This is a genomic window from Streptomyces sp. NPDC037290, assembly GCF_055603245.1.
The window spans coordinates 1-16,407 of record NZ_JBVJVZ010000003.1 but is presented as its reverse complement, the minus strand read 5'-3'; the positions used below and the strand labels follow the sequence as shown (position 1 = coordinate 16,407).

The window sequence follows — 16,407 nt, the reverse complement described above, 5'->3', positions numbered from 1 at the left end:
ACCGGCATGCTTAGTAGAGACGATATAGAAGATATCTAAGCAGTTGTCCGTCTTGGTCCGGATGTGGATTCCGTCGCGTGCCCTGGATTCTCCTCGGCCGGTCCGCACGCTCGTTGCCTGGTGGGTCAAGGCTTCTGACATCGCGACAGCTCCCTGTCCTGCCGGCCATCTGGGGACTGGTGACTCGTGCACTGCCCTGGCGAGGTCCCGGGAACTACGAGGCGACGTAGTGGCGAGGACCCTTTGCGCTCTCTGTCGAGCCGTTCTAAGAATGACGACCCACAGGACGTCGCCGCAGTTCGGAACGGGTGTTCAGGCAGAGTCGACCGCGCACCGGGCGCTCGGCGTCACCGAGTGAGTAGGAGTCCCCATACATGAACTCGTCCCGAACGTCTGCGAGACTCCTCACCCTCGCTCTAGGCCTGGGTCTGGCCTCCAGCGCGGTGGGGGCGGCGGTGCCGGCCAGCGCCAAGACAGCCGACACCCCGTCCGCTGCCACCGCTAGCTCCGTGGCCCGGTACGTCGGGTCGGCTGAGGAGGCGGCGAACAACAAGGCGTTCTTCGACGCCGTGCTCAAGTCCGTCGCCGAGAAGCGCGCCACCCAGCCGAACGCTCAGGCGGTGACTGTCTACTACGACGTCTCCCAGGCGCCGAGCTTTCGTTCGCAGATAGCGAGCGCGGCCTCGATCTGGAACAGCTCCGAGTCCCACGTCAAGCTCCAGGCGGCGTCGAGCGGTCGTGCCGACTTCTCCTACCGTGAGGGCAACGACTCGCGCGGGTCCTACACCTCCACCAACGGCCACGGGAGTGGCTACGTCTTCCTCGACCGCACCCAGAATCAGCAGTACGACTCGGTCCGCGTCGTCGCTCACGAGACCGGGCACATGCTGGGCTTGCCAGACGACTACGGCGGACCCTGCAGCGAGCTGATGTCGGGCGGCAGCGCCGGCCCGTCCTGCACCAATCGCTATCCGAGCGTCGCCGAGCGCTCGCGCGTCGACCAGATGTGGACCAACGGACTCGCGCAGGCCCCGGGCACGGCACAATCACCCGAAACCGCCGGCCCGCTCGGCGGCGGTGCCGCCGGTGGGGGCGAGGCCCCGAACACGGGCGATGGCCAGACTCCCGGCACGCCCGCGATCACCGCGCCGGTACCCGCACCCGTTCTGATCCGTATTGGCTGATCCCACGGTGCGAGCTCTCGGGGCTGGTCAGTGGGTGTGTGTGGGTGGGTGGGCCGCTGTCATGAGATGAGAGATTGATGGGTGGCGTCGCTGTCACGGGGCTTCGTCGCGTGGCAGCTGATGTTGTCTCAGGTTCGAGAGTTCTTATGCGGTGAGGTGGGTCCGGTCGGTGTGATCGCGAAGTGGACCAAGAGGTAAGGGCCGGTCGTGGCGCTGTGCTGCCCAGGGGGTTGGTGGTGCGTCGTCTGCTGGAGCGGCAGCAGGCGGGGGAGCTGTCGGCCCGGCATGTGCGTGCGGTCGCCCCTTCGAGATCCATCCGGGTGGACCTGCATGGTCGTTCGTGCAGGCAGTGAGGTAGTCCATCGAGCGGTCCTGGGCGCACCCCACCCATCTGCGGGCGCTGGTTGTGCTGACTCCCAAGAGGTCACTGATCACGATGGGAGGAAGGTCGGCCACGGGTTCGAGCATGGCTGTGCTGCGCGCTGATGACTTGCATGCTGTGTCTTCGCAGCTTGTTCATGATCCTGTGCGCCGTGTCAGTCGGGCGCGATGCCGTTGATGTGGTCGGACGGCAGTTCGGGCAGGAATCGGACGGCGTTGAGGAAGCCGCGGCGGTCGGTGGGTGGCAGTTTGGCCGGCAAGCGGTTCTCGTTGGCTTGGATGGTTGCCCGGACGGACCGGCGGAGTCTGCGCCCGTCGTCGGTGATGGACAGGACGCGGGCGCGGCGGTCGCCCGGATCAGGCAGGCGGGAGATGAGACCGCCGGACTGGAGCTTGTCCAAGGCGGCGTGGGGGTGACCCCGACGCACCGGCCCCCGACCGGCAGTCACCGGGATGGCTGCCGTCGTTCCACCACCGCGGCCTCAAGACGCTCCCGGTGACTTGGTGACTGCGGGCCTCGTCGGCTTCTTCTAGTGATGGGCTTGTGACTCGCATGGTTCGGGCATGAGCCACCCGTCCCGTTCACCTGGAACAGACGCTGGCCCTGGCCCAAAATCCCCGGTGCGGCGCCTTGTTCACCAAAGAGCGGCAGGTGCGGCTGGGCTGCGGTTGCAGTCCGGCGGGAAGACGTTGCAATGGTCTGCCTCCCTCCGAGATGGGAGCTATGCGCGAGAGCGCCAGCCCAGGCTGGACGTCAGAACACGATCGAGCGCCGCCCGTCCTGCGGGTCCCCATGTCGGCTTGCCGCCAGGAAGGCCCCGCTCCCCGTTCTGGCCCATGAGGATGAGGAAAAGACTTTTCAGAGCAGCCAACCCTCGGGCGCGCCGGATGGTCGCCTCGTCCGCACGCTCGTACACCTCGAAGAATCGTGAGTCCGCGCCCGGGGGAAGGAGCAGCCACGCAGCCATGAGGTCCCACGCCGGATCGCCGGCGAACACGGCACCGAAGTCGACCACGCCCGAGAGCGTTCCGTCCGAGACGACGACATTCGCGGGATGGAGGTCACCATGCAGCCATACAGGCGGGCCCTCCCACTCGGGAGCCGTAACAGCATCGGCCCAGACGTTCCAGACGGCACGAACGTCGGCGGCGATGCCGCCGGGGGCAATGGCATGCAAGAACTGTTCGAAGCCGGCCGTGCACTCCTTGGGGTGAGCGCCGCGGTCCGAACTGGCCGGCGCCTCGGCGGGCGCCTCGGCATGAAGCGCCTTGAGGAAGCCCGCCAGGGTGTCGGCCGCGTGGTCGCTGCGGCTGATCGAGGTGCAGTCGAGTGGCTCGCCGGGAACCCACGTCATGATGGTCCAGGGCTTCGGGAAGCGAGCGGACGGTTCACCGATCCGCACAGGAGTCGGAACCGGGAGCGGAAGGCGTGGGGCCAGGACGGGCAGCCACCGGCACTCCTTGCGCTGGAGCTCCGGGGCATCTTCCGTGCGCGGCATGCGCACGGCCAACTCCTCCCCGAGGCGCCACATTTGGTTGTCCCAACCGCCCGCTACTTCGCGGATGGCCAGCCCCGCAAGGTCCGGATGCTGGTTCTTGAGGAGGTCGTGCACCAGCTCTGCAGTGATCTCGATCTCGGCATCGGTCATGCGAAGTCACAGTACGTGAGGCGGCACCGATCCCGACGCCGGCCACCGGGACGATGGGACCTCCACCCCACTCTGGGACGTCCCGAACTATGTACAACGTCCCTGGGGCCGTCTGAGAGGAGGGGGGAGACTCGTGCCGAACGAGGGACTACGAGCCGTCACGGCGAAAGCAGGCTGGACGTACCCCGCACTCGCTCACCAGGTCGAGGTCGACCCCAAGTCGGTCGAGCGCTGGGTTGACCTCGGGCGTAGCCCACGTCCTGCACCTGACCTGCTCCAACTGGGGTTGAGAAAGGCTCACTGCCCTCTAGGTGGAGCGGAGCCGTCGGAGAAAGCCGGGAGCGAGCGTCGGAGATCGCTGGCTATAGTGCAGGCGCTTTGCCCCGATGACCCCGTCGCCGAGGAGGCCGTCCCATGGAACCCGTCACGCTGATCACCGGTGGCTCGACCGGAATCGGCGCCGCCACCGCCCGCGCCCTGCTCAAGCAGGGCCACCGCGTGGCCGTCACCGGGCGCGACGCGGACAAGCTGGCCGCCTTCGCCACCACCGCGGGGGCGGGCGAGCGGCTGCTGACGATCACCGGCGACGCCAGCGAAGCGGATGACGTCGGCGCCGCCGTCCGCCACGTGCTGGACATCTGGGGCCAGCTGGACAACGTCATAGCCAACGCTGGTTTCTCCCTGCCCGGCAACCTGGAGACCCACGCCCCTGAGGACATGCGCGCCATGATCCTCACCAACGTCCTGGGCCCCGCCCTGCTGATCCAGGAGACCCTGCCCCACCTGAGGACCTCCAAGGGCCGAATCGTGATCATCGGCTCGGTCGCCGGCGTCCGCCACACCCCCGGCAACCTCTACTCCGTCACCAAGTGGGCCGCCCACGCCCTCGCCGAGAACACCCGCCTCCTGGTCGGCCAGGACGGAGTCGGCGTCACCGTTGTCGCCCCCGGCATCGTGGACACCCCCTTCTGGCACGCCCGCGGTGGCACCCCCGAGGCAGCCGCCACGATGACCGCCGAGCAGATCGCGGACACCGTTGTGTTCGCCATCAACCAGCCCGCAGGCGTGGACATCAACCACATCACGGTGCGGCCGACGGGGCAGGTTGGCTGAGGTAGAGCCCCCAAGGGCCGCACACGGAAGCGTCGTTGGCACCGCCAAGCATGGTGTTGCGCGGGCCGGGGGCGCCTTCGGATCTGGGCCGCCACCCCGCGGCGTTCCTAAGGACCGTTACCGCCGTTGCCTTGGTCATCTGGCTTTGGACCTGAGGTCATCTCACAACGCAAGGGGACGGTAGGCCAGAGCCTGATCGACCCCCTCTGCCGCTGCCGGATTCCGGCTCTTGGGCCAGAAGATCAAGTCGCTCACATAGCCGCTGGGACAGGCAAGGGGCCGGTCAAGCGCCTCCAATATGCCGCTGGCCCGGCATCGTCGGCGTAGTCTCCGTCCGTGCTCTTCTGTACGTCCGGCTCGCCAGGACGGACGTCAAACCGAGTGACCCATCCGCGGGTGGTCGCTGGGCTGTGTCGTGCCCCGCGCGGATCGCACCGGCCGAGGCGTGAACCTCCTGCCTGACAACCGGGTCCTGCTCGTCCTGCTTCAACGACGTGCGGGCCCTGCCAGTCCGCTTTCGTAGGCGGCGATGACGAGTTGGGCCCGGTCCCTGGCTCCCAGCTTCGCCAGCAGGTGGCTGACGTGGGTCTTGACCGTGCCGACGGTCAGATACAGTTCGGCCGCGATCTCGTGGTTGGACAGGCCACGTGCGATCAGGCCCAGCACGTCCCGCTCGCGGCCGGTCACACCGTCCAGGGTGCGGGTGACCGGGCCGGGGTAGCCGGGGCGGCGGACGTAGGTCTCGATGAGCTTGCGGGTGACGCCGGGTGACAGCAACGACTCCCCGGTGGCGATCACCCGCACGGCGTCGATCAAGCGAGCGGGTGGAGTGTCCTTCAGGAGGAAGCCCGCGGCGCCTGCGCGGAGCGCCTCGAAGACGTACTCGTCCAGGTCGAAGGTGGTGAGCACCAGGACGTGGACGGGCACCGGAGACGGGCCGCCGAGCAGCGCACGGATGGCCTCGATGCCATTGAGCCCGGGCATCCGGATGTCCATCAGGGCAACGTCGGGGCGCTGTTCGCGAATCACCCTGACCGCCTGGGTTCCATCGGCCGCCTCACCCACGACCTGGAGATCCTCTTCTGACTCGATCAGCACCCGGAACCCGGCACGCACCAGCGTCTCGTCGTCCACCACGACGACCCGCACCGTCATGCACTCTCCAGGTCGGCCCGCACGGGGAACTGGGCCGTTCGCTCGTCCGTGGCGTACGGCAGCCGGGCGGCGACGCGAAAGCCATGCGGCGAGATCGGGCCCGCGTGAACCTCGCCGCCGTAGAGGGCGGCACGTTCCTTCATGCCGGTCAGGCCGTGGCCATCGGTGATCGGGGTGGCCGTGCGGCCGGCTCCGGCGTCGACGACTGTGAGGGCGACCTCGCCCGGCGCATAGGCGACCGTCGCCCGGGCATGGCCGGTGCGGGCGTGTTTGACGACGTTGGTCAGGGCTTCCTGCACGATGCGGTAGGCGGCGCGGTCCACGCTTCGGGGCAGGGCGTGCGGGTGACCGCTGGTCGTCAAGTCGACCTGCACGCCGGCTCGTCGGGTCTGTGCGATGAGTGTGTTCAGGTCGTCGAGGCCGCCGGGCAGCCATTCGGCGCCGTCGTCGTCGCGCAGGACACCCAGGAGGGAGCGCAGTTCCCCCAGCGCGGCCCTGCTGGTGGTTTCGATCGCGGAGAGGGACTTCGCGGCCTCGTCGGGTCGGCTGCCGATCACGTGGTGGCCGACGCCCGCCTGGACCGCGATGACGCTCAGGCTGTGCGCGACGACGTCGTGCAACTCCCGGGCGATGCGTATGCGTTCCTCGACGAGCGTGCGCCGTGCCCGCTCCTCGGCCTGCTCGACCAGGCCCTGGGAATAGGCGCGGCCCCGTCTCGTGGACCACCCGATCGCCCAGGCGGCGGCCTCAACGATGAGGCTTTGGCTCATTCCCGGCCACCCCCAGTAGTCGCGCCCTGTTATGCCCTGCATAGGGATCATCAAGGCGAGTTGTGCGGCGCCTGCCACCGCGCTCGCGTACGCCGCGACGCGTGCGGGTCGGGCGACCGCCACCCCGTACACCAGCAATGCAGTCGCCAGCACCCCCGTCAGGCTGAGCGCGCCGTCGGTGGCCATCACCACCGACGCCACCGCCAGTGCAGGCAGTGGCAGCAGCCGCCGGACGGCGACGGCCACGCCCAACGAGCACGTCAGCACGGTCTGCCATGCCGGCCAGCCCGTGCGGTGCGTGCCAAGTGTCCACCACAAGACGTTCGACGCCATCAGAGCCATGGCCAAAAGCACATCCAGCCCGATCAGCTGATTCGGCCTCAGTCCCCTGGTGAAGGACGCCACGTTGTGCCTCACCATCATGCCTCGCACGCATCCGACCCTAGCCAGGAGGGCGATCATCCGCCTCTGTCCAGGGACAGAGATCAGCCGGTCAATCCGTGGCCAGATCCGCGGGGCGGACACCCTCTGCCAGGGTCGGCCGCATGGATCTCTCCAGGACGCCCGCCCGCCGATGGCCTTCCCCTGTGCCCTGGGGCTTCGCTCTGCTCGCCGCCGCGTCGTCCCTGACGTACGGCGGTGATCACGCGGTGAACGCCTGGGCATCGACCAACCTGGCCAATATGGGTGATCATCCTGTGGAGGCGCTCATCGCCTCCGCCTTCCTTTTCGGCGCCGATCCGTGGGCCTGTCTGCGCAGCATCGCCCTCGCCGGGGCCATACTGGCGTTCCTCGTCATCCGGTTCGGCAACATGCGGGCGGTCGCGCTGATCGCGGCCGGTCAAGTCCTCGGCACACTGGCGAGCGAAGGGCTGCTGGCAGCGCGGATCGCGGCGGGCCAAGCAGACCCGGCGCTGCGTGCGACGCTGGACGTCGGCCCGTCCTACGTGATCGTCTCGGCCCTGGCCGCCGTGGTGGCAGCGGGGGCCCGGCGCTGGCACCGATGGACCGCGCTCGCCGTGCTCGTGGTGCGTGCACCGCACATCACGAGCGGCCTGACCACGTTGGGGGTCACTCCCGTCGGCCACGTGGCAGCACTGTTCACCGGCATGCTGCTCGCATGGGGTCTGCGGTCGTCCGGCGCCCGCCACCGCTACCTGCACCGACTGACGTTAAAGCCGTGTCTCCATCGGTCATGAGGACGGTTGTGATCGAACATGGTCCTGGCCTCGGCCAGCTCCACGCGCGCAACCACCCCCCGGCGCAGCGGCTGCCACGAAGCACCCGCTGGGATGCCGACTGCGGTCCGCGACGACATCCGCGCCTACGTCCTCGAGCACCTCGGCGCCTACGACGGCGTCCTGATCGTGGACGAGACCGGCTTCCTGAAGAAGGGCACCGCCTCGGCCGACGTGCACCGCCAATACACCGGCACCGCAGGCTGGATCGAGAACACCCGGGTCGGCGTCTTCCTCGCCTACGCCTCCAGCAGAGAACGGGCGTTGATCGACCGCCGCCTCTACCTGCCGGACGCCTCGTGGTGCCAGGACGCCGAGCGCCGAACCCGTGCCGGGGTGCCCGGCCCGGTGGAGTTCGCGACCAAGCCCACGCTGGCCGGACAGATGATCACGGCAGCACTGGACGCCGGGATCGGCGTCTCCTGGGTGACGGCGACGAGGCATACGGCCAAGGCCCCAGTCTGCGCGCCCTGCTGGAGTCCCGCGCGATCGGCTACGTGCTGGCCGTCGCCTGCAGCAGGCGGGTGCAGATCAACGAAGGGCGGACCAGGCGGACCTTTGAGGCGGCACTGCCGAATTCAAGGCGGAGTGGCCCCCTCCGACAGATCCTTGATCGCGGTCAGGCGGTGTTCCCACTGGGTGGCAAGGGCGTCCATCCAGCGTGTGGTCTGCTTCAGTGGTTGCAGGTCGGCTTCATAGCGGACCTCCCGTCCCGCTCGGCGGGCGCGTACCAGTCCGGCGCGCTCAAGGACGGCCAGGTGTTTGGCCACCGCCTGGCGGGTGACGGGAAGGCCCGCTGCCAGAGATGTTGAGGTCGCGCCGCCTTCGCGGACGAGGACAGCCAGCACCTCTTGGCGGATCGGGTCGGCCAGGGCCACCAGGACGTCCTCGGGGGCCGGTTCGCCCTCGTTGGTGCGGGTCATGCCGTGGTCTGTTCACAGTCCGCGCGCAGTTGATCAAGCTTGCCAGGCCAGTTCTGACCGTTGGCGCGGTGCCGGTCGGCGGCCTCGACGGCGGGCAGCCCGAGGTGCGCGAAGCCACTCTCGATCATGGTGAGCCGGGTGCCTCCCGTGGAGTCGTCCGAGGTCAGGGTGAACTCGACCAGGGTGGCGTTGGTGTCGTCCGGCTCTTCGCCGGCGGCACCTTGTGACCACCGCCAGGACAAGACGCGCGGTGGTTCGACCGTCTGGATGCGGGCGGGAATGACGCCGTGGATGCCGTGGTCGAAGACCAGAAGGCCGCCGGGACGCAGGTCGATCTTGACCGGCTCTCCGCTGCCGAACCAGCGGCCGAGGAAAGCGGGTTCCGTCAGAACGGACCAGACCCGTTCCCTTGAAGCATTGATCACAATCGTGCGTTCGATCGTGTCGGGGATCATCGGCAACCTCATCTCGTCCGGATGTGCAACCTAAAGGTTGCACATCCTGGACCTCATGCGCAACCAGATGGTTGCGCATGAGGTCAGTGACCGTACGGACAGCTCGCCAAGCGTCGAACGCCGATCACTCTTTCCGTCAGGAGTTCCAAGTGGGCCGCTGGCCGCAACGGGATGCCCCGCCGGCCCTCATGCCGAGGAGCCGAGGGCGGACCGGCGCCCGTACGTGCCCAGGCGGCCGGTGACATCCCAAGGCCGGGCTCCGGCTACCCGACCGCAACGGTGTGACCGGGCGACCCGGTTGGCACTGCTCGCCGACTACGCGCCGACCACGTTGCTCAGTTCGGCGAGAAGACGGCGACGTACACGTCGCCGGAGCGGTCGGGTCCATCAGGAGCTGCTCCATGCGTAGGCGTCCCAGTAGCCGTCGTGGCGGACGCAGCCACCGTCGGCGACGACCAGTCCCTCGCCGGTACGACGGCCGGGGCTCAGCGACAGCGCGACGCCGTGGTCGTCAGTCGTGTGGATCTCCTGCAGGCCGGTCGCCTTGCCGGTGACCGGGTCGGTCCCCGGCTCCGTCGTCACCTTCCACCCCCGCTCGGACCACCGCCCGCGAAGGGCGGCGACCGCCGCACGATACCCGGCGTCACCGTGCTTGAAGTCCGGAGCCCAGGAGACGGACGGCTGGTCCCGGTGGGTGCCATCCCGGTCGACGCCGAGGTCGTCCACGCATGATGCGCTGTCCGTGGACTTTCCCAGGATCACGGAGCCCGGATCCGAACCCAGGAAGAGAACCGTGTCCTCGCCTGCGGCCTGCGTGTCGTGTACGTGCTCCAGGAACTGCGCCTCGGTACGGACTGGACCACCCACCGCGGCGGTGCATCCCACGAGCAGGGACACCGCAACGGGCCCGGCAACGGACAGCCCCAAGACCCTGAACCGGCGGCGGAAAGCGGACGCCGCGGGCGCGGCGCAAGGAGGCGGCGTCATGAAGCCATCCGAACACCACCACCCAGGCCGACGGCACCGTCGCCCTACTCAGTTCTCGTACGCACGCCTCCCTGAGGCTCTGAGCACCAGTTGTCGCCTGGAGCAGCCGAGGATGAGTACCTCTATGCGCTGGGTTGAGTAGAGCGCCTCATGAAATGCACGGGGGCCGCCGACGATCATCGGCTCATGAATCCTCAGACCTATGCGAGGCTCTACGGCCCCTGGAAGCCGACCCCTTCGTCCACAGCCCCTCCAGGGGTCACGTTGCTGACGGCTCTGCTCGGCGTTGCCACGGCCCTGTCGATGGCATGGCTGACCTTCCTGGTCGGCATGGTCGCACTATGGGGCGCGGCGGAAGGGGCGGCCGTCGGGGGTCTTCTCGCGGAGTACGCGGCGGGCGTGGCCGGCGGTGCCGCACTGCTCGCCGCGCTCGCCTTTGTGCCCGCGGTGCGTCGCATGACGTCGGCCGCACGTCGGCTGTTGCTGACCGGGGTGGCGTGTCCTGTCCCACTCGTTCTGGCTGCCGTGACCTGGTGGGGCGTTGGCTGACCACCTCTCCTGTCTCGCATCGAACCGTTCACGGGGCGGATCACCGTGACGACGGCCATGCCAAGCGGTTCCGATCCAGATTATGGCTGAGGAAACCAACGGCTGGCTCACCCTGGCCGACGATCCCACCCGTCTCACCGGCACCCCCCATCGTGCCCACCGACGTCGGCCCCGTCGCCAGCCCCGACACAGTCTTCTGCCGTACCAACGTCGGTGCCACGGCCCACGTCATGGCACTCATGACCACCGGATTCCAGGTCGCCTTGGCCGGGGGAGTAGACGGCCTACGCGCCCTCGCCCAGGCTGCACGCGATCCAAAAGGAAGGCAGCCGTCCCCACCGGCCCCAGGTGCTCATCACCGGGCATTTCGCCCGCCCCAAAGATCACCAGGGTGAAGGCCTGGACAGCCCGGCGACGCCCCTCGATGAACCGCGACTGCCCAACGACCACCAGCTGACCTGAACAAGCGGGCCTGGGCCGTCATGCCGGTCACCGCGGGCGGTAGGACCCCGCGACGCATCCGGCACAGGCAAGCGCCAGGACGGGCTGTTGTCGTGGGACCGGACGCGTTGGCCTCTGCTTGCCGATTCCGAAGCCTGCCCTTACGAAAGGCGCTTTGCCGGGCGTGGGTGCGTTCGACATGCCAACGTTGACCAGCCTGGCTGGCCGCCGTCTCGCCCTTGTGCGCGATACGGCCGCGTGAGCCGCGCTCACTGAGCAGCGGGCGGTTCAATGTTCGACACGGGAACGGCTGGCCGCCGCATGCATTCTACGTCCGCTCCGGGAAACGCTTCCAAAGAGGCGGATGTGGCTGTGCCCGACCGCCTTGGTCTGATCGTCCCAATTCGATGTCAGGGGACCGGAAGCGAAGACGGACAGCATGGACGACGGCGAAGCTCACTCCCATGGTGAATTGGCGAGGCTGGCTGGCGCAGGCTGCGGTCGCGCTGTGCGTGGCTTCTGGGGTTTGGCTGTTGGTGACGGCGGTGCGCGGGGGCTGGGACGCGGCTAATCCGATCGCGAGTGTCCTTGGCGGTGGCGCGGGCATCGCCTCTTTGCTGGTCTCTTTAGGGATCAGCCCGAGTGCGGCAGGGGCGGGGGATCCGCCGGTCCCTCCTCCGCCGGCTGTCCCTGAGTGGGTCGTTGACCGTGGCGAGGTGGAGGAGATCGTCGCGGCTGTGTGTGCACAAGCCCGGGCGGGAAGGCTGCGCCGGTCTCGCCGTGCAGGCCGACGGGGCAACGCTGCGGTGGGAATCACCACTGGGTTGCATGGGGCAGGCGGCTTCGGTAAGACGACGCTGGCGTCCATGGTGTGTGCCCACCCGCAGGTGCGCCGGGCGTTCCGCGGACGTGTGTACGTGATCAGTGTCGGACGCAATGTACGCGGTCGGGCGGCGATCGCAGCGAAGGTGGCAGAAGCGACTCGTTTTATCACCGGCGACACTCTCGAGTCCGGTGACGATCCCGGTCGGGCAGGTGACCACCTCGGCCGCTTGCTGGCTCAGCGCCCGTGCACCCTCCTGGTGATCGATGATGTGTGGGAGGCGGAGCAACTGGAGCCGTTCCTGCGCGGTGCTGAGGAAACGTGTGTGCGGCTGGTGACAACGCGCAAGCCTGCTGCGTTGCCTCCTGAGGCGTTCCGGGCTGTGGTGGACCGGATGTCGCCGGCGCAGGCTCGGACTGTGCTGACGTACCGCCTGGGCGCAGCGGTCCCGGAACCGCTTGTTGAGGCCCTGGTGAAGGCGACCGGTCGGTGGGCGTTGCTACTGCGTCTGGTCAACCAGCTGATCGCGGTGCAGGCGGCCACCGGCACAGATCCCGCCACGGCCGCGCAGGCAATGCTCGATCGGCTACGTGTTCTCGGCCCGGCGGGCGTGGACCCCGACATGCCTCTGGAACTCGATGACCCGGTCCGAAGAAACACGGCAGTGCGCGCCAGCGTTCAGGCTGCCACCGACCTACTGCCGAGCGACGGCGGCCGCAGATTCTCCGAGCTCGGGATCTTCGCGGAGGACGAAGTGATTCCGCTTCCTCTGGTGGCGTTGCTGTGGCAGGAAACCGGCGATCTCACCGACAGCGAGGCGCGGGGCCTGTGCATGCAGATGGCCGACCTGTCGCTGCTCACCCTCGACGGCTCCGTCACCGGAGGCACCATCACCCTCCATGACGTTGTACGCGACTACCTGCGGGCTGAACTCGCAGGCAGTGTGGTGGCAATCAACACAGCCTTGCTCGACGCGGTCGCGGACGGACTGCCGCACACTGACGGCACCGCGACCCGGACGGCGTGGTGGCGGACGACTGACGGCTACCTGCGGGACCACCTCATCGAGCACCTCCTCGACGCGGGGCGGGACACAGAAGCTGAGGCCCTGGCCGGCGACCCGCGGTGGGTGCAGATGCGTCTGCACCAGCGCGGTCCCACGGCACCCTGGCGCGATCTCGACCTCATCAACAGCCCGACGGCCCACGCGCTTGCCATGGACCTCGCCCGCGCTGCCCACCTCCTCTCTCCCACTGATCCACCCCACGCCCTCGACTCGGTGCTCCATAGCCGACTGGGTGACTTGCCGCACTGGAACGACCCGCCGCACGTCGCACTTCATCCCACGCTCGCCAACCGGTGGCCGCCCCCCGACCTGCCCGATCTCTCCCGACTTCGCACCCTCACCGGCAGCACCGACGAAGTACGTGCAGCGGCCTTCAGCCCGGATGGCTCACTGCTTGCCACCGCAGGCGACGACGGACACGTGCGGTTGTGGAACCCGGTCACAGGATCTGCCCTGCGTACGCTCACCACCGATTCAACGGTGCGGACCGTTGACTTCAGCCCGGACGGCACCATGCTGGCCACTGTCGGCGGCAATGGGCGGGTGGCGCTGTGGAACCCGGCTACCGGCGTGCCCCTGGGCACGATCCCTGACCATGCAAACCAGGTGAACGCCCTGGCCTTCAGCCCTGACGGCGCCGCTGTCGCCACAGCGACCGACCGGGGACAGGTATGGCTCTGGCACCCGGTCACCGGCGATGCCCTGCCCGGCAGCCCGCTCATCGCCGAGGGCCGAATACGCGCGATTGCCTTCAGCCCGGACGGTGCCGTGCTGGCCATGGCCGCCGACGACGGGCGGGTGCACTTGTTCAACACGGCGACTCGACAACTGCGATGCGTTTTACCGGAGCGTGTCCACGGAATTCGAGCAATGGCTTTCAGCCCTGACGGAAGGCTGCTTGCCACCACAGGTGCCGACCGGCGCATACGGCTGTGGGAGACGGCTGCCTGCAACTGCCACCGAGCCCTGGCCGGCCATCACGGCTACGTCAACGCGGTGGCTTTCAGCCCCGATGGCACACTGATTGCTTCCGCGGGCTACGACGACGCCGTGCGCCTGTGGGATCCGGCTTCCGGTGTGACCGTGCGGGCCCTGACGGGTCACGAAGGCTACGTGAATGCGGTTGCCTTCAGCCCCGACGGTGCATTGCTCGCCACGGTGGGCTCCGACCGGGCCGTGCGGCTTCGGGATCCGGGAGCCAGTACTCCTGCCGGCGAGGGCGCAGGAGTAATGCAGGTGGCCTTCGCCGCGGGCACGCTCGCCACCGCGGACGACGACGGTTGTGTGCGGCTCTGGAATCCGGACACCGGGGCACCTCTGCGCCAACTGACCAACTACATCAGAGGGGTTTCGCAGTTGGCCCTCCGACCCGACGGCACCATGCTTGCCACCGTCGGGGACGACGGGCAGATGTGGATATGGTCCCCCGCCACGGGTTCCCCTGCCCACCCATTCACCGGCGAGGCCATCCGCGGGGTGAGGGCCGTTGCCTTCCATCCCGGAGGAACCATCCTTGCCACCGCCAACGACCTGGGAATCGACCTGTGGAATGCGGCAGAGGGCAACGTCCAACGAACCCTCACCGGGACGGGACTGCAAGGCGTGCAGGCAATGGCATTCAGCCTGGACGGATCTACTTTCGTCACCGCCGACGAACAAGGAGCTCTACGTCTCTGGGACCCGGCTACGGGTACAGCCCGATGCACCCTCGCCGATGAGAAAATCCGAGGGGTACGAGCGATAGCCGTAGACACAGACGGGTCCACGCTGGCCACGATCAGCAGCGACGGACTCGCCCATGTCTGGAGTGTGGCCGCGGGCACTGTCCAAGGCGCGCTGACCGGCCATGAAGGCCGCGTCACCGCAGCGGCGTTCAACGGCGGGCGGCTCGCCACAGCCGGCGAGGACGGAGCCGTACGGATCTGGGATTCTCGTTCCAGACAGCCACTGACGGTGATGCGCACCGACACCCCCTTGCGCTGCTGCGGATGGAGACCGGACGGCCGGGCCTTGTTCGCTGGCGGCCGGGGAGGGCTGTTCGGCTACGACTACCATCCTGGCGTTGGCAACCCCTGAACCAGTGCAGGTCCATGCCGGGCTGCATCAACTCCGCCTCGATCGGCGGGGCCTTCAGCTCGGGCTTCTCAGGAGGTTCCGGCTGCTGGAAAGGACAATCGCAAGATCTACGTGCCCCACCAGCTCTGGACCGCGAACGCAAGCGAAACCAGCAGTGCCCGAAAACCTTGCCTGGATCGCCGACGCCTTGAGCGGGACCACCCACCTGAACGCCAGCGACCTCTCCATCACCTTCGCCCGCGGCCTCAGCCGCACCAGCTCGCCGAACGCATATCCGACCATGAACCTGTCGAGACCGGCGCTGCCCTCACCGGCCAGGAGGCATCCGCTCTGGTCGACCTCACGCAGATCTACTGCGTTGGCCGACTGGGCCGAAGCGACCCGCGGCCGGACGACCCAGCCTCCTTCTTCCGATACCTCGCCGACGGTGAGCTACGCACTTCGAGCCGTCAGACGGCGTCTCAATACCTGTGCCAATCGCCCGGGGCGGGGGAAGCCGTCCCTGGAACGGGTGACGTAGAGCGTGCGCGGACCTGGCGGGTGGGAAGTCTCTTGCCTGTCCGTATGTCCAGTGTCTTCTCCTCACCGAGAGGGAATCACCGTGCTGTCTGTCCGCCGCATCGTGACCGTTGCAGCAGTGAGCGCTCTGCTTTCCCTCGGAGCGATCGTCCCAGCTGCAGCCGCCCAGGCACCGAGCCCCGAAGACATCACTGACGGTCTTCTCGAACATCCGGTCAGCACTCTTGTGGGCTCCCCTCTCGGCCTTGCCCTCGGCATCTGAAACCGTCGGCCGGTAGGGGCCGGTAGCACCCGCCGGGACCCGATACCAACTCATCAGCCCCGGCCCCAAGCGGCGTCGGTCCCGGGCTCCCAAGCCCAAGAGCTTTCAGCATCGGCCGGATACAGAAGACGCCTGAAAGCAGCGGAACGCCCGGCTCAGCTGATCCGCCTGGCGGCGCGGTCAGCAGGCGGATCACGAGTCGGCCGTTACCGAAGCAAGCGTGACCGAGCACCTCCGCTGGCCACTGCGAGGACCGAAGCCGGTTGCCCCGCGCCAAAAGCTGAGGAGTTCATCGGTCGCTGGGAGTAGGTCCTGCGCCTCAGGCGCGCTTCGCGTCCGCTTGGCTAGGGTCGGTCCGCATGGAGACCACAGGAATGGTTCGTCGCCAGAGAGCGGAGCGCGTGCGCGACGCCCTGGAGCGGCTCGTTACCGAGCGGGATGTATGGGTGTCGACGGCCCACCCTGATCACGGGCCGCACCAGGTACCGCTGTGGTTCCTGTGGGATGGGCGAGCGGTGTGGATGTGCACCAGCGCCACTTCCGTGACTGCGCGGAACGTCCGCAAAGAGCCGCGCGTGCGCCTGGCGCTACCGGACACCTTTGACGTGGTGCTCCTTCAAGGGGAGGCGGAGTGCTTCCCGGACCACGAGGTGCCCGGAAGCGCAGCGGAGGCGTTCGCCGACAAGTTCGGATGGGATCCACGTGGGGAAGAGGGCTCCTTGATCGTGCCCCTCTTCGTGGTGTTGGCGATCAATCGGTAGGCGTGTTCGGGTTGTTGGGTAGCGCGGGGGCGCTTTCGGGGCGGTCGTGGTAGAG

The 16,407-nt window shown here is 68.1% G+C and carries 13 protein-coding genes and 3 pseudogenes; 8 read left to right on the top strand and 8 right to left on the bottom strand.

Annotation, left to right across the window (positions count from 1 at the left end; all coding sequences use genetic code 11):
• Positions 1 to 374 precede the first annotated feature (374 nt).
• On the top strand, positions 375 to 1,184 hold the full coding sequence (gene snpA, locus ACZ7HQ_RS10755) for a snapalysin (protein ID WP_470987171.1): 810 nt from the start codon (positions 375 to 377) through the stop codon (positions 1,182 to 1,184).
• A 536-nt stretch (positions 1,185 to 1,720) separates the two neighbouring features.
• Here snpA and ACZ7HQ_RS10750 read toward each other — a convergent pair.
• Together ACZ7HQ_RS10750 and ACZ7HQ_RS10745 are read right to left on the bottom strand one after the other, a co-directional pair.
• On the bottom strand, positions 1,721 to 1,966 hold the full coding sequence (locus ACZ7HQ_RS10750; protein ID WP_470987170.1) for a MarR family winged helix-turn-helix transcriptional regulator: 246 nt from the start codon (positions 1,964 to 1,966) through the stop codon (positions 1,721 to 1,723).
• A gap of 321 nt (positions 1,967 to 2,287) precedes the next feature.
• Entirely contained in the window at positions 2,288 to 3,214 is a 927-nt protein-coding gene (locus ACZ7HQ_RS10745) for an aminoglycoside phosphotransferase family protein (protein WP_470987168.1), read from the bottom strand.
• Positions 3,215 to 3,347: 133 nt separating this feature from the next.
• Between ACZ7HQ_RS10745 and ACZ7HQ_RS10740 the strand changes: the two are divergent.
• Positions 3,348 to 3,488, top strand: a pseudogene (locus ACZ7HQ_RS10740) (XRE family transcriptional regulator); the annotation flags it as partial.
• 140 nt (positions 3,489 to 3,628) lie between these two features.
• A complete protein-coding gene (locus tag ACZ7HQ_RS10735; protein WP_470987167.1) occupies positions 3,629 to 4,327 on the top strand; it encodes an SDR family oxidoreductase in 699 nt (232 codons plus the stop codon).
• A 486-nt stretch (positions 4,328 to 4,813) separates the two neighbouring features.
• On the opposite strand, the gene ACZ7HQ_RS10730 is transcribed toward ACZ7HQ_RS10735, so the two are convergent.
• A complete protein-coding gene (locus tag ACZ7HQ_RS10730; protein WP_470987165.1) occupies positions 4,814 to 5,482 on the bottom strand; it encodes a response regulator in 669 nt (222 codons plus the stop codon).
• Positions 5,479 to 6,657, bottom strand: coding sequence for a sensor histidine kinase (locus tag ACZ7HQ_RS10725; protein ID WP_470987164.1), 1,179 nt, complete (start codon positions 6,655 to 6,657; stop codon positions 5,479 to 5,481). Before ACZ7HQ_RS10725 ends, ACZ7HQ_RS10730 begins: the two co-directional genes overlap by 4 nt.
• Positions 6,658 to 6,902: 245 nt before the next feature.
• On the opposite strand from ACZ7HQ_RS10725, the gene ACZ7HQ_RS10720 reads away from it, so the two are divergent.
• Positions 6,903 to 7,451: a rhomboid-like protein gene (locus tag ACZ7HQ_RS10720; RefSeq protein ID WP_470987162.1), complete on the top strand. Its 549-nt coding sequence runs from the start codon at positions 6,903 to 6,905 to the stop codon at positions 7,449 to 7,451.
• 59 nt (positions 7,452 to 7,510) lie between these two features.
• Positions 7,511 to 8,038, top strand: a pseudogene (locus ACZ7HQ_RS10715) (IS701 family transposase); the annotation flags it as partial.
• 30 nt (positions 8,039 to 8,068) lie between these two features.
• Here ACZ7HQ_RS10715 and ACZ7HQ_RS10710 read toward each other — a convergent pair.
• The 3 genes from ACZ7HQ_RS10710 to ACZ7HQ_RS10700 form a co-directional block, all read right to left on the bottom strand.
• Positions 8,069 to 8,413, bottom strand: a complete 345-nt coding sequence (locus ACZ7HQ_RS10710; RefSeq protein ID WP_470987161.1) for an ArsR/SmtB family transcription factor — start codon at positions 8,411 to 8,413, stop codon at positions 8,069 to 8,071.
• Positions 8,410 to 8,868, bottom strand: a complete 459-nt coding sequence (locus tag ACZ7HQ_RS10705) for an SRPBCC domain-containing protein (protein WP_470987160.1) — start codon at positions 8,866 to 8,868, stop codon at positions 8,410 to 8,412. The genes ACZ7HQ_RS10710 and ACZ7HQ_RS10705 overlap by 4 nt, the downstream gene beginning before the upstream one ends.
• A gap of 387 nt (positions 8,869 to 9,255) precedes the next feature.
• Positions 9,256 to 9,735 carry a hypothetical protein gene (locus tag ACZ7HQ_RS10700; RefSeq protein WP_470987159.1) on the bottom strand — a complete coding sequence of 160 codons (480 nt, stop codon included), beginning with the start codon at positions 9,733 to 9,735 and terminating at the stop codon, positions 9,256 to 9,258.
• 306 nt (positions 9,736 to 10,041) lie between these two features.
• Between ACZ7HQ_RS10700 and ACZ7HQ_RS10695 the strand changes: the two genes are divergently transcribed.
• Positions 10,042 to 10,404, top strand: coding sequence for a hypothetical protein (locus ACZ7HQ_RS10695; protein ID WP_470987158.1), 363 nt, complete (start codon positions 10,042 to 10,044; stop codon positions 10,402 to 10,404).
• 601 nt (positions 10,405 to 11,005) lie between these two features.
• Here ACZ7HQ_RS10695 and ACZ7HQ_RS10690 read toward each other — a convergent pair.
• Positions 11,006 to 11,131: pseudogene (locus ACZ7HQ_RS10690) on the bottom strand (IS5/IS1182 family transposase); the annotation flags it as partial.
• A 121-nt stretch (positions 11,132 to 11,252) separates the two neighbouring features.
• Between ACZ7HQ_RS10690 and ACZ7HQ_RS10685 the strand changes: the two are divergent.
• Together ACZ7HQ_RS10685 and ACZ7HQ_RS10680 are read left to right on the top strand one after the other, a co-directional pair.
• Positions 11,253 to 14,810: an NB-ARC domain-containing protein gene (locus ACZ7HQ_RS10685; RefSeq protein WP_470987157.1), complete on the top strand. Its 3,558-nt coding sequence runs from the start codon at positions 11,253 to 11,255 to the stop codon at positions 14,808 to 14,810.
• A 1,140-nt stretch (positions 14,811 to 15,950) separates the two neighbouring features.
• On the top strand, positions 15,951 to 16,352 hold the full coding sequence (locus ACZ7HQ_RS10680; protein ID WP_470987156.1) for a pyridoxamine 5'-phosphate oxidase family protein: 402 nt from the start codon (positions 15,951 to 15,953) through the stop codon (positions 16,350 to 16,352).
• Positions 16,353 to 16,407 lie beyond the last annotated feature (55 nt).

Coding starts and splice junctions, on each gene's coding strand:
- snpA (WP_470987171.1), top strand. CDS start 375: ATGAACTCGTCCCGAACGTCTGCGAGACTCCTCACCCTCGCTCTAGGC.
- ACZ7HQ_RS10745 (WP_470987168.1), bottom strand. CDS start 3,214: ATGACCGATGCCGAGATCGAGATCACTGCAGAGCTGGTGCACGACCTC.
- ACZ7HQ_RS10735 (WP_470987167.1), top strand. CDS start 3,629: ATGGAACCCGTCACGCTGATCACCGGTGGCTCGACCGGAATCGGCGCC.
- ACZ7HQ_RS10730 (WP_470987165.1), bottom strand. CDS start 5,482: ATGACGGTGCGGGTCGTCGTGGTGGACGACGAGACGCTGGTGCGTGCC.
- ACZ7HQ_RS10710 (WP_470987161.1), bottom strand. CDS start 8,413: ATGACCCGCACCAACGAGGGCGAACCGGCCCCCGAGGACGTCCTGGTG.
- ACZ7HQ_RS10705 (WP_470987160.1), bottom strand. CDS start 8,868: ATGATCCCCGACACGATCGAACGCACGATTGTGATCAATGCTTCAAGG.
- ACZ7HQ_RS10695 (WP_470987158.1), top strand. CDS start 10,042: ATGAATCCTCAGACCTATGCGAGGCTCTACGGCCCCTGGAAGCCGACC.
- ACZ7HQ_RS10685 (WP_470987157.1), top strand. CDS start 11,253: ATGTCAGGGGACCGGAAGCGAAGACGGACAGCATGGACGACGGCGAAG.
- ACZ7HQ_RS10680 (WP_470987156.1), top strand. CDS start 15,951: ATGGAGACCACAGGAATGGTTCGTCGCCAGAGAGCGGAGCGCGTGCGC.